This is a genomic window from Gordonia alkanivorans NBRC 16433, assembly GCF_000225505.1.
GTDB classification, from domain to species: Bacteria; Actinomycetota; Actinomycetes; order Mycobacteriales; family Mycobacteriaceae; genus Gordonia; species Gordonia alkanivorans.
The window spans coordinates 102,719-116,405 of sequence record NZ_BACI01000056.1; the positions used below are offsets into that span (position 1 = coordinate 102,719).

General features: G+C 67.8%; 7 protein-coding genes. All 7 read right to left on the reverse strand.

Annotated elements, in window-relative coordinates; genetic code table 11:
• Positions 1–56: 56 nt before the first annotated feature.
• Positions 57–1,607, reverse strand: a complete 1,551-nt coding sequence (locus GOALK_RS10535) for an acyl-CoA carboxylase subunit beta (protein WP_006358797.1) — start codon at positions 1,605–1,607, stop codon at positions 57–59.
• 39 nt (positions 1,608–1,646) lie between these two features.
• A complete protein-coding gene (gene pks13, locus GOALK_RS10540) occupies positions 1,647–6,992 on the reverse strand; it encodes a polyketide synthase Pks13 (RefSeq protein WP_006358798.1) in 5,346 nt (1,781 codons plus the stop codon).
• 64 nt (positions 6,993–7,056) lie between these two features.
• Positions 7,057–8,961, reverse strand: coding sequence for a long-chain-fatty-acid--AMP ligase FadD32 (gene fadD32 / locus GOALK_RS10545; RefSeq protein WP_006358799.1), 1,905 nt, complete (start codon positions 8,959–8,961; stop codon positions 7,057–7,059).
• A gap of 258 nt (positions 8,962–9,219) precedes the next feature.
• A complete protein-coding gene (locus tag GOALK_RS10550; protein ID WP_006358800.1) occupies positions 9,220–10,230 on the reverse strand; it encodes an LLM class F420-dependent oxidoreductase in 1,011 nt (336 codons plus the stop codon).
• 180 nt (positions 10,231–10,410) lie between these two features.
• A complete protein-coding gene (locus tag GOALK_RS10555) occupies positions 10,411–11,418 on the reverse strand; it encodes a cutinase family protein (protein WP_006358801.1) in 1,008 nt (335 codons plus the stop codon).
• Between the two features lies 1 nt (position 11,419).
• Complete coding sequence (locus tag GOALK_RS10560) at positions 11,420–11,968, reverse strand: DUF732 domain-containing protein (protein ID WP_035754250.1); 549 nt, start codon at positions 11,966–11,968, stop codon at positions 11,420–11,422.
• Between the two features lie 183 nt (positions 11,969–12,151).
• Complete coding sequence (locus GOALK_RS10565) at positions 12,152–13,627, reverse strand: alpha/beta hydrolase-fold protein (protein WP_081474333.1); 1,476 nt, start codon at positions 13,625–13,627, stop codon at positions 12,152–12,154.
• Between the last annotated feature and the right edge of the window lie 60 nt (positions 13,628–13,687).

The following is a 13,687-nucleotide window of genomic DNA, read 5'->3' on the forward strand; positions in this document are numbered from 1 at the left end:
CCGTAAACCCGCCACCTCGTGAAGGGGAGGGTTTACGGAAAAGGGGTGGGGGTGCGCTAGATCGGCATCAGGAAGTGCTTGCGCGGGGTCTTGAGGACCTGCTTGTCGCGCAACTGCGCCAACGCTTTTCGGAGCTGCAGGCGGGTCTCGGCGGGCTCGATGACCGCGTCGACGTAGCCGCGTTCGGCCGCGAGGTAGGGCGTGGCCATCATCGTGTTGTAGAAGTCGATGAAGTCACGACGAACCTTGTCGGCCTCGGCAGCCGAGAGCCCTTCGGTCTGACGACGAGTCAGCACGGCGGCGGCCGATTCGGCACCCATGACGGCGATCTTGGCTGTTGGCCAGGCGAAGTTGACGTCGGCACCGAGGTGCTTGGAGCCCATCACCGCATAGGCGCCGCCGTAGGCCTTGCGCAGCACCACGGTGACCTTGGGGACGTCGGCCTCCACGTAGGCGTAGAGGAAGCGACCCGACCGGCGGATGGTGCCCTTCTGCTCCTCGGCGAGGCCGGGGAGGATGCCCGGCGTGTCCACGAGGAACACCAGCGGGATGTTGTAGGCGTTGCAGATCCGGACGAAACGCGTCGCCTTCTCCGACGAATCTGTGTCCAGCACACCGGACATGACGCTCGGCTGGTTCGCGACGACGCCCACCGACCGGCCGTCCACACGTGCGTAACCCGTGATGATGTTGGGCGCGAACAGTTCTCCCACCTCGTGGAAGGCACCGTCGTCGAACAGCCGGATGATGATGTCCTTCATGTCGTAGCCGGCGTTGTCGTTGTCCGGCATGAAGTCGTTGAGCGACAGATCCGACTCGGTGATCTCGGGTTCGAGTCCCGGGTTGATCACCGGCGGTTCCTCGTACGCGCTCGACGGCATGTACTGCAGGTACTCGCGGACCCAGTCGAACGCGGCCTTCTCGTCGGGCGCGATGTGGTGGATGTTGCCCCAGCGCGCCTGGTTGTGGGCGCTGCCCAGATCCTCGGCGGAGATCTCCTCGCCGTTGACCTGCTTGAGCACGTCCGGGCCGGTGACGAACATGTACGACTTGTCCTCGACGGCGACGAGGATGTCGGTGTTGGCCGGCGTGTAGACGGCACCGCCCGCACACTTGCCGAGGATGACCGAGATCTGCGGTGCGAGACCGGAGAGCAGATCGTTGCGTCGGCCCATTTCTGCGTACCAGGCCAGCGAGGTGACGGCGTCCTGGATGCGGGCGCCCGCCGAGTCGTTGATGCCGACCATCGGGCAGCCGATCTTGCCCGCCCACTCCATCAGCGATGCGACCTTGCGGCCGAACATCTCGCCGACGGTGCCGCCGAAGACGGTCTGGTCGTGCGAGAACGCGGCGACGGGGCGTCCGTGGACGAGGCCGTGGCCGGTGACCACACCGTCGCCGTACCCGCTCTCCGCGGCGCCCGGCATCTTGGCGAGCGCGCCGATCTCGACGAACGTCCCGGGGTCGAACAGCATGGCCAGGCGTTCGCGAGGGGAGCAGATCCCCTTCGCCGCACGCTTGGCGACTGCCTTCTCCCCTCCGGGTTCGCGAGCGGCCTCCAGCTTTTGCCGGAGGTCGGCGAGCTTGCCTGCGGTGGTGTCAGTCACGGTCCTTCACTTTCTACGCGACCACGATGTCTCGTGAGGCTACTTCTTACCAAGCCGTCCGAGACGCATGGCCAGATCGGCGCCGATCTTGGCGATGTAGGGCTCGTCGACGATCGACAGGTGGTCGCCACCGATGTGGATGATCTCCAGGTCGTCGACGACCTCGCCCCACCGGCCGTCCTCGTCGATCTCGGCCCACTGCGGTTCGAGCTCGATCGCCCCGGCATGCATCTTGTCCGCGCGGTACAGCACGACCTTGCCGTCGTACGGTTCCGGCGCGATGTTGCTGAGCACGCGGTTCTCGATGAACGAGGTCCGCTGGTGTTCGATGATGCCGCCCGGGATCTTGGTGCCCGACATCGACATCATTTCCATGATGATCGCGAACTGACCCTCGTCGTCGGCCTCGACGAGCCTCTCCATCGGGATCGGCACCTCGGGGTCGAGGTCGTAGTTGCGGATCGCGAAGTCCTTCCACCGTTCCAGGCGGGCGCGCTTGGTCTCGGGGGTCTCGGTCATGTCCTCGCGAGGACGCACGACGTCGATCAGGCCGACGAAGGCGACCTCCTCGCCGGCTTCGCGGAGAACCTGGGCGACGCCGTAGGCGAGGGCACCGCCGAACGACCAGCCCACCAGCACGTACGGCCCGTTCGGCTGCAGTTCGCGCAGACGCGGGATGTACTCGCGGACACGGTCTTCGATCGTTCCCTCGACGCCGCGGTCGAAACCGATGACCGGCTGGTCGTCGGGCAGCCGCTTGAGCAGCGCCTCGTAGGCCGAGGTGTTGCCGCCGGCCGGGTGGAACAGCAGGATCGGGGTCGGGTCGCCCGCAGCGGGGTCGTAGACCTTCTTGCCCTCGGGAACCAGACGCAGGTAGCGCAGGAATCCGTCGGTCGACGCCCCGGCATCGAGGTGCTCGCGAACGTAGTTCGACATCTCCTCGATGGTCTCCGAGTCGAGGATGTCCTCGACGTCGATGTCGCCACCGGTGCGCTCGTTGAGGCGGTCGGTGAGCTGCTGGGCCGTCTCCTCCGACAGGACCGGCAGCTTGTTGAAGATGCCGCCCGCGGACTTCTTGGTCACGACCGCGTAGGTGCCGAAGGTCAGGCGCTCGGCCGCATCACGCGGCGGGACATCCGAACCCGCGGCCTCGGCGACCGCCTTCTGCGAGGTGATGTCGGTGGCCGGCTTGGCGGCCGCGACCGGTTCCGGATCGGTGCCCGGGGAGGTCGCGACGGCGTCCTCCACGTCCACGACATCCCGGGCCACCTCTTGCTTGGGCTCCGGGGACTCCTCGACGGCCGGCACGCCCGGGGTCGCGCCCTGGGCGTTCTGCTCGTCGATGTAGGCGTTGAGCGCTGCCGTGTCGAGTTCGCCTCCGCTGGCGGCGTTCTCGGCGAGATCGTCGAGCTGGTCGCGGTGGGTGACCGCGAACTCGACGAACTTCTGAACGTCGGCCAGGTTCGCCTGGCGCATCGCCTGCAGCTGTAGCTGCGGGATGTCGAACTCGTACTCGACGCGGTTCTTGATCCGCACGGCCATCAGCGAATCCAGGCCCAGCTCGATGAGCGGGATCTCGCGCGGCAGGTCCTCGGGGTCGTAACCCATCGACTCGCCGACGATGATCGCGAGGCGATCGCCCACGGTCTCACCGGATTCCGGATTCCACTTGTTGCCGATGTCGTCGACGATCTCGTCCTCGACGACGACCTTGTCGTCGGCGAACGCCGCGGCACCGGACTCGGGAGCCGCAGCGGGCGCGGACGCCGTCGCGGCGGTCTCGTCGAGGTCGCCGGTCACAGCGGCCTCGAAGAACAGGCGGAAACTCTTGTCCGCCTTGACGTGCAGGCTCACCGACGCGCCACCCGGATGCGGGCTCAACGTGGTGGTGATGGTGCCGGTCGTCGGGACCTCACCGTGCGACACCGCCGCACCCACCGAGGCGTTCTTCAGCACCTGAGCGGCGGCGGCGTGCACCAAAGCGCGCGGGTCGGTGACGGCTGCGGCATTGACCTCCCAGGCGTGACGGCCGTCGGGCAGCGCGACATGCGATCCGGGGACCGAACCGGCCGAGCCGCCCGAGGACAGCTTCGCCTTGAGCCAGAACTCCTTGCGCTCGAAGCGGGTTCGCGGAACGGCCGCATAGCCACCCGCGCCGAACAGCGACGCGACGTCGACCGGGTGGCCGTGCACGTACAGCTTCATCAGCGCGTTGACCAGACCGAAGCTCTCGTCTTCCTTGCGACGCAGCGTCTCGATGAGCTCGGCGTCGTGCAGGCCGGCCGAGAAGGTGACGGCCGCAACGGAGATCAGGACCGCCGGGTTGGGCGAAAGCTCCAGGAAGGTGCGGTGACCGTTCTCCACGGACTTCGAGATGGCCTGGCTGAACCACACACTGTGGCGCAGACCCTTCAGGAAGTAGTCGATGGTGTGGACCGGCTCGTGGCCCGCGCGGTAGAACACCTCGCGGTCGACCGAGCTGTAGAACCCAGTGGTGAGCCGCCGCGGCTCGATGCCGGTGAGCTCGTAGGCGAGTTCGCCGAGGATCGGGTCCATCTGCGAGGTGTGACTCGCCCCCTTGGTCGCCAGCTTGCGGCCGAGTTTGCCCTCGGCCTCGGCCCGCTCGACGATCGCGTCGACCTGCGACTCCGGACCGCCGATGACGGTGTGGGTCGGTGCCGCGTAGACACAGATCTCGAGGTCGGGGTAGTCGACGAGGACGTCGTTGATGTCCTCGGCGCTGTACTCGACCAGCGCCATCAGACGGATGTCGTCGCCCTGCAGCATCGACTCGCCTTCGCCCATCAGCCGCGAACGCTGGCAGATGACGCGGGTCGCGCCCTCCAGCGACAGGCCGCCGCTGATGTAGGAGGCCGACGCCTCGCCCATCGAATGCGGCACCAGCACACCGGGTTCCGCACCGTGGTGGCGCAGCGTGTCGGCGAGCGCGACCTGGATGGTGTAGATGCCGACCTGGCTGGTCTCGATGCCGTAGGTCTGCTCGTCGTCGAGGAACATGTCGGCGATCGAGTAACCCAGCTCGTTCTGGATGTGCGCGTCCACGCGGTCGACGTACTTCGCGAATATCGGGTTCTCGGTGTAGAGCTGCTTGGCCATCTTGCGGTGCTGCGAACCGAAGCCCGACAGCAGCCACACGGCCGACGCCGCATCCGGCGAATCCGAGGAGTACACCAGGGGATTGCCCTTGCCGTCGGCGATCGCCCGGACACCGGTGATGGCGTCGTCATGGGTGCGGGCCATCACGACGGCACGTGAACGGCCGTGGTTGCGGTGCGCGAGCGCGCGGCCGATGTCGGCGAGCGGGGTGGCCCGGCCCTCGTCGGACTCGAGCCACTCGAGCAGGTCGGCGGCGGTCTTGCGGCGGCGCGACGGCAGGAAGCCGGAGATCACCAGCGGGACGACCGAACCCTCGACGGCACACGGCGCGAAACCCTCGGCCGGGTCGGCCGCGGTCTCGGCGAGCGCCGGCTCGACATTCGCGGCCTGCGCGGCCAGAACGGCCCGCTCGGCCTCGGTCAGGTACTCGTCCTCGTCATCGTCGAGATCCGGCTCGCCCGGAAGGGATTCCGTGGCCGGGAGCTCTGCTGCCGAGGCATCGACCGGAACCGTCTCCGGCTTCAGGTCGCTCGGCAGGACCTCGCGGACCACGACGTGCGCGTTGGTGCCGCCGAAGCCGAAGCCGGAGATACCGGCGACGGCGTGACCCGAGTAGCGGGGCCACTCGGTGGCCTCCGGGATCACCTTGAGGTTGGTCGCGTCGAACTGGATGTACGGGTTGGGACCGCTGTAGTTGCGCGACGCCGGGATGATCCCGTTCTTCAGCGCGAGGACGACCTTGGCGATCGCACCCGCACCGGCAGCGGACTCCATGTGTCCATAGTTGGTCTTCACCGAACCGAGCAGCATCGGCTTGTCGGCGGTGCGGCCGCGACCGACGACGCGGCCGAGGGCGTCGGCCTCGATCGGGTCGCCGAGGATGGTGCCGGTGCCGTGGGCCTCGACGTAGTCGACGGTGCGCGGGTCGATCGCCGCGTCGGTGTACGCCGAACGCAGCACCTCGACCTGGGCCTCGGGGTTCGGGGCCGGCAGGCCGTTCGAACGTCCGTCGGAGTTGACGGCCGAGCCGGCGATGACCGCGAGGACCTCGTCGCCGTCGCGGCGGGCGTCGGCCATGCGCTTCAGCACCACGAGACCGCCGCCCTCGGCGCGGATCATGCCGTCGGCGTCGGCGGAGAAGGCCTTGATGTGGCCGTCCTTGGCCTGCGCGCCGATGCGGTCGAAACCGAGGGTCGCGGCGGGCGTGATCAGCATGTTGACGCCGCCGGCGAGGGCGACGTCGGATTCGCCGGTGCGCAGGCTGCGAACCGCCTGGTGAATCGCCACCAGCGACGACGAACACGCGGTGTCGATGGCGATCGACGGTCCGCGGAAGTCGTAGAAGTAGGAGACGCGGTTGGCGACGATGGCCGTCGAGGTACCGGTCAGCGCGTAGGCCGCGGTGTCCTCGGCGCCCTCGCCGAGTCCGAGGGTGGCGAGCAGCTGGTAGTCGTTGGTCGACGTACCGATGAACACACCGACCGGTGCGCCCTTGAGGTCGCTCGGCGGGATGTGGGCGTGCTCGAGCGCTTCCCAGGTGAGTTCCAGGGCGAGCCGCTGCTGCGGGTCGACCATCTCGACCTCGCGCGGGCTCATCTGGAAGAAGTCGGCGTCGAACGAGCGCACGTCGTCGAGGTAGCCGCCCTTGATGTTCGAGGACTCCAGGATCTCGGCGAACCGCGGATCGGAGGTGAACTCGGTCCATCGGCCCTCGGGCAGATCGGAGATGCCGTCGACGCCGCCGACGAGCGCCTCCCACGTCGACTCCGGGGTGGTGCCGGACTTGGGGAAGCGGGTCGACAGGCCGACGATCGCGATGTCGTCGTCCGTGCTGCGCTCACGCCGCCAGAAGGTGTCGGCGGTGTCGTCGAGACCTTCGTCGGGGTCGCCGTCGATGATGCGCTGTGCCAGGGACGAGATCGTCGGGTGGTTGTAGACCACGGTCGCGGTCAGGATGACCCCGGTCTTGTCCTCGACGTCGGCGGCGAGCGCCACCGCGTCGCGCGAGGAGAGTCCGAGTTCTTCCATCGGGCGGTCGACGTCGATCTGGGCGACCGGCACGGCCGTCGCCTGCGACACCCATTCGCGCAGCCAGTCCCGCAGCTCGTCGACGGTGAGGTCACCGGCGGTCTCGCCTGGTGTGGCCTCACCGTTCGACGTCGCGTTGGTCGCGTCGGCGGTTGCTCCGTCTACCGAACCGGGGGTCTCGAGGGACGAGTCGTCGGGCAGATCGGTGCCGCGTGACTCGTCGGTATTCAGTTCAGACATCGCTTCCAGACTACTGCTCTCGTCGGCACCCGAAACCGGGTGCCGGGTGACTGTTGTGGACGCGCTATTCCGCCGCGTCCGGGAACGCCGTCTGCTTGTAGCCGCCGCGCAGGCTGCCGTCGATGTAGGCGGTACGAGTCGCCCGGCGCGCGATCTTGCCCGACGAGGTGCGCGGGATCGAACCGGCGGGAACCAGCAGGACGTCGCGGGCCATGACGCCGTGGCGCTGCGCGACGGCGGCACGCACGGTGTCGGCGACCTCCTGCGGGTCGGCCTTGCGGCCCGGGCCGCGCTCGGCCACGATGACCAGCTGCTCGGAAGCGTCGTCGGGATCGGGGGTCAGACCGCTGCCGGCGAACTCGAAGACCACGGCGGGCAGCTGGTTCGCCGGCACCGAGAAGGCCGCGACGAAGCCCGGACGCAGCGCGGTGCTGGCCTCCTGGGCGCTGTACTCGAGGTCCTGCGGGTAGTGGTTGCGTCCGTCGACGATCACCAGGTCCTTGACGCGACCGGTGATGTAGAGCTCACCGTCGAGCCAGACGCCGTAGTCGCCGGTCCGCATCCACAGGCCGTCGGCCGGGGCGCCCTCGGAGTGGCTGCCCTCCGACAGCGGGGTGACGAGCTTGTTGTGGAAGGTCTCCTCGGTCTCGGCCGGCTTGTTCCAGTAGCCGGCGCCGATGTTGAGGCCGTGCAGCCAGATCTCGCCGACGTGGCCGTCGGGACGCTCGGATGCCGTCTCCGGGTCGACGATGACCGCCCACTGGCTCACCGCGACCTGGCCGCAGGACACCTGCGCGACCGAGTTCGGCGTGCCCTCCTCCACAACGGTCAGCTTGCCCGCGTTCAGGTCGTCGCGGTCGACGTAGATGACCTTGGCCTCGTTCTCACGCTGGGTCGCGGAGACGAAGAGGGTGGCCTCGGCCATGCCGTAGCAGGGCTTGATGGCGGTTTTCGGCAGGCCGTAGGGCGCGAAGGCCTCGTTGAACTTCTTCATCGAGCTGACCGTGACCGGCTCCGAGCCGTTGATCAGGCCGATGACGTTCGACAGGTCGAGTTCCTCGCCCTCCTTCGGCAGACCGCGTGCGGCGGCGTGCTCGAAGGCGAAGTTCGGGGCCGCGGCGTAGGTTTCCGCGCCGTCGGCGGCCGCGGCGAGTTCCTTGATCCAGCGGCCGGGCCGGCGGACGAACGCCTGCGGACTCATGATCGTGATGTACCGGCCGCCGAGCGCCGGAAGGATCACCGTCAGCAGGCCCATGTCGTGGAACATCGGCAGCCAGGTGACGCCGCGGGCGTTGCGGTCGATCTGGATGGTGTCGGAGATCTGCAGGACGTTCGCGGCGACCGCCTGGTAGGTGATCTCCACGCCCGCGGGGACGCGGGTCGAACCGGACGTGTACTGCAGGTAAGCGACGGTGTCCTTGTTGTGGTCCTTGCCCGCGATCGGGGCGACCCAGCTCGAACCCACCGAGTCGGGCACCGCGTCGACGGCGATGACGCGCGGGCGCTCCTTGGCCGGCAGCGGCGCGAAGAAGTCGCGGACCGCCTCGGCGGACTTGGTGGAGGTGAGGATCGCCGTCGGCTTGCAGTCGTCGAGGACGGCGTGCAGTCGATCGGTGTGGCCGGGCTCGTCGGGCGAGAACAGCGGCACCGCGACGTTGCTGGCGTACAGCGCGGAGAAGAAACCGATCACGTACTCGAGCGACTGCGGCGCGAGAATCGCAACACGATCACCGGGCTTGGTCACCTGCTGCAGGCGTGCGGCGACAGCGCGCAGGCGCTTGCCGAACTGCGCCCAGGTCAGGTCCTGGGCTTCGCCGTCGCGCTCGCGGCTGTAGTCGATGAACCGGTAAGCCAGCGTGTCGGCCTGCTCACGCACGTTCTGTTCGACGTAGTCGACAAGCGTCGCTTCCTCGGTGAAGGAGATGTTTCCCGTCTCATCGAGAAAGTCTTCGAGTTCAGTCTTCAGCATTCATTACTCCTGTGGCCCCCTCGTGGACTCCCCCACGCGAGTGCAGTTCCCGGTGACGTCCTTCGGCGACAACACCCGGCGCTTCTGCCATCCACGTCCTGTGCCGACCGCGGGATACGGTAGCGCACGTCCAGTTACACAACGAAAAACTTGTGATCGTCAAGTTCAGCTTCGAAAGAGCGTACGTCGGTTCATCGACGTACACCCTCGGGTCAACACCCACCACCTCGTCGTTCACACGCGAGACAGACGGTCATCCTACTCCCCCTTCAACTGGGCCAGAACGGGCGCAAAGGCGTCCATCTGGGTCGGGAAGACCCCGACGTAGGACATGGTCGTCCGGCGACGGACCTCGCGGATCTGATCCGCGATCTCCTCGAAACTGCCGATCGCGATGTACGGCGAGGACAACACGTCGTCGACGGTGAACTCGGTGTCGTGCGCGATGTTCGGCGGGTAGCCCTGCTCGAGGGCCTTCAGCGCCATCTCGGCGGTTGCCACGCGATCGTCGGTGATCACGATGACGGCGATGGTCCAGTTCAGCTCGATGTCGTCGAACCGGTCACCCGCGGCCTGGCGGATGCGGTCGACACGTTCGGCCGTCTTCTCGATGGTCATGTCCGACAGCTTCATCTTGCCGTCGGGCGTGGTGCCCGGGGCGACGGAGATGATGTCGGCGTGCTTGGCGGCGAGCGCCAGCATCTTCGGTCCGCCACCGCCGACCGCGATCGGCGGTCGCGGTCCCTGGCGGGGTCGCGGGCTGCCCTCGAGGCCGTTGATCTTGTAGAACTCTCCGTCGAAGTCGACGGTCTCGCCGCGCATGAGTCCGTCGAGGATGGTCAGCGCCTCGTCGAGACGGCGGATACGGACGCCCGGGGACTCGAACTCGATCCCCGCCTTGTCGAACTCTTCCTTCATCCAGCCTGCGCCGATGCCGAGCTCGAGTCGCCCCTTGCTCAGCACGTCGATCGTGGTGGCCTCCTTGGCCAGGAGAGCCGGGTGGCGCCAGCCGTTGGCCAGCACCGACGTCGCGAGGCGGATCGTGCTGGTGGCCTGGGTCAGCGCACCGAGCGCGGCCAGCGGACCGACCTGGTTGCCCAGGTGATCGGGCACCGCGAAGGTGTCGTAGCCGTATTCCTCGGCGGTCTGGGCCAGCTTGACGAACTTGCGGGCACCACCCTCGTCCTTGTTGCCCTCACCACCCGCGCCGAAGCGGAACTTGCGCAGACCGGAGGAGCTGCCACCCGCATCATTGGGGGGTTGCGTCATCGCTGTCCTCTCCTCGTGTCCGGCCGTCGGGGACGCCGTGCGGCATCCCGTGTGTTCGTTCGCCCGGGTGAACCCCGGGCCAGCCCAACACGTTAATGCAGCGTGACGGCCCCGCAAAACGAATCGGTGGTGTTGGCGACAGGGTTACCGCAAGTTGACCGACCGCGGGACGCCGACGGGTCAGCTGTGCTTCGGACGCGGGGCCTCGTCGATGAGGCGCTCGGCCCACGAGTACATCCACTGCGTCGCGGTCTGCCCGTCTTTCTCCCAGTACCGCGGCGTGCCGTACATCGCGTGGATCGGGTTGCTCGCCGCATTGGCCAACTTCGACACGGCGGCGAGCGGATTGACGACCGTCGGCGAATCGCAGATGAGATCGCCTGGCGCACAGATGGACTGCACGCGGTCCTCGAGGTCACCGAATCCACCGTTGCGCGGGCCGGTCATGGTGATGCCGGGGACGATCTTGCCCATGCCGCCCAGCGCGATCTCGGCACCGACGCCGTCGGGGCTGGGGTCCACGTCGTTCTGCTTGCCGGGCTGGCGTCGTCCGTCGGCGATGAGCCCGACCCCGAGAACGAGATCCTGGTCACCGTCGGCGAGCACGCCCCGGCCGTTGCCGATGTTGCTGGCGAGATCGCCCGCGATCACCGCCCCCTGGCTGAAGCCCATGAGCACGTAGCCGGTGAGCGGGCAGCGCTTGTTGGTGTTGATGATCTTTCCGGCCGCGCGTTTGTACCCCTGCGTGCGCGAGACGTTGTAGTCGGCCTGCCGGTCGGCGAGGTTCGTCGGATTCCGGAACTGAGCGGTGTAGGGCACCGTGTAGATCTCGGTCCGCGACGAGTCGAACTGCTTGCCCAGTGCGCTCGAGACACGCAACATCAACGAGTTCGGGTTGGCCGTGGGCGTATACGGATCGTCGGTCGCACTCGACTCCCAGGTGCCGGGGATCACCACGGTGAGCACGTCGGGACAATCCGCGGGTTGCGCCTCAGGCCGCTCCTTCGACGGCGTCGACGGCACCCCGGGCCCGATCGGCGGGGTCGGCCCGGGCCTCAGCCACACCAGGATGAGCAGCACGATGAGGACGATCGCGATGATCGCGAGCGCGAGGAGGAACAGGGAGAACTTCCCCAGCCGCCGGGCGGGGCTCTTCCGAGCGCGGCCCGCGGCACGTCTGGCCATCACGTCAGCAGTAGTGCCGTTCTGCCGCGCGGATCACCTTGTCGGCCTTGGTGTTCGCCTCTTCGACGGTCTTGGTGCCCGGTCCGACCGACGCGGTGACGAAGGCCTTCACCATGCCCGGGTCGGTGCCCTTCTGCTTGGCGCCGCACACGTACTTCGCCATGGTGAGCGAGACGGAGTTGTCGCTGTCGCCCATGAAGGTGACGTTGTCCGCCTTCAGCGCCGCGAGGTAGGCCTTGGCCTTGGCGTCGAGCGGAGCGCCGCTGGGGCCCGGGAAGTTGTCCGGGACCCTGGTGCTCGGGTTCGGCTCGGTCTCGGGCAGTTTCGAGGTATTGCCCGACGGCGCGGCCGAGACCTCGGTGGTCGGCTCGGCCGACGCCGAACCCGACGCGGGTGTGGACGATCCCGCGGCCGAGTACAGCGACGTGGTGGTGACCGGGTTGTTGGTGATCGGTGCACTGGCCGTCGAGTCGTCGGAGCACGCCGAGACCGAACCGAGCGCGAGTGCGAGCCCCGCCAAGGGCAACACCAGCCGAGCACACTTCGTTGTCATCGCCACTTCCTGTCGAACCTCTATCCCGCCGGACGCGGCACAGCCGGACACTGCACCGCACGCTCCGTCAGGCTACCGTCCCCACGCACCTCGACGATCCCGCCCACCGGCGCGACCTGCACGAACGCCTCGATTCCTCAGCGAAGTCTCAGCGCCCGCACACGTGCGGTCGAGGTTGGGCAGTCACTTCAGAACCTTGGTGCCGTCCTTGGCCGTCCAGGTGATGCGGCCGTGTTCGAAGTAGTTGACCCGGCCCTTGCCGTCGCGGGTCGGCTCCTCGTTGCTCAGCGGCTTGCCGAGACGCCCGCCCGGACCGCCGGCGGCCACGTAGGCACCGCCGATGGCACCGGTCACGATCTTCGGGCCCTTCGGGCCGGTGAAGATGCGGCCGTTGGCGAAGTCCTGGGCCTTGCCACCGGGGACGCCGTACGACGGGGTCAGGCAACCGCCCAGATCGCCCTTGTTGGCGTCCCAGAGCTTGCGGAAGGCGCCGTCGACACGGCAGGCCACCGCGTCGCGCGAGAGACCGAGTGCGGCCGCGGCCTGCGGCCACGCCTGCATCATCTCGAACTCCCAGTACGGCCAGGTGTGCGTGCCGGACGGACGGTAGACCGCCTGTCCCGGAATCCCCTTGCGGTTCAACTGAACCGCGAACTGCTGGGACGTGACGCGGCTGAGCATCTCCAGACCCACGCCGGAGTAGTTCGTCGCGAGCAGCGGGATGTCGGACGGCTTGTCGTGCGCGCCGACCATGCCGTTGCCGGAGGAGATGTAGAGACTCGTGCCCTGCAGCTTGTCGGCCAGGACGTACGGATCGTGTTCCTTCCAGGCCGGGTCGGAGGGCGGGCCGAACATCTTCATCGAGTCGTAGCCGCCGCCGTCACGGACGGCGAACTGGATGGCCTGCGGCATACCGAAGGAGCTGAACTGCAGGATGCCGGAGAACGACGCAGCGAACTTGTAGAAGCCGGGGTTGCGCGCGGCCAGCATCATCGCGGCCGAACCACCCATCGACAGACCCTCGATGCCACGGACGTCCGTCGAACGCCAGTCGTTCTCGAGGATGGGCGGCAGTTCCCGCATGAGGAACGTCTCCCACTTGTAGTTCTTGCCGCGGTCGGGTTCCTTCCAGTCGGTGTAGAAGCTCGACTCGCCACCGATCGGCAGGATGACGTTGACGTTCTTGTCCTTGTAGAAGTCGACGATCTTGGTGTTGAGAACCCAACCGCTCTGATCGTCCTGCGCACGCAGGCCGTCGAGCATCGTCAGCTGCGGGAACTTCTCCTTGGGCTTGGCGTGCCAGTCGCGCGCCAGGAGGATCTGCACCTGGATGTTGGTGTTCATCGACGGCGAGTACACCCAGAGGGCGACCCGGCGATCGGTGTACCAGTACGTGTTGGTCACCTTGCCCGGCGGAACCGGGGCCGGTGCGGCTGCCGGCGCCGCCGATGACGGGGGCGCAGCCGGAGATGCCGGTGCCGGGGACGCCGGTGCCGGGGCAGCCGGCGAGGCCGGGGCAGGTGCCGGCGCGGGTTCGGCGCCCGCAAGGCCCTGACCCACGACAAGTGTCATCACGGCCATCATCGCCACCACGGCGGCCATCACCGTTCGCCAGGCCACTCGGGCACCGAACGGTCGTGTACCACTGTTTCGCCGCATCACTCTCCAGAACTCCTTCGACCCAGTACAACGGCGTCCGCACGTCCTGACCGATTCCCC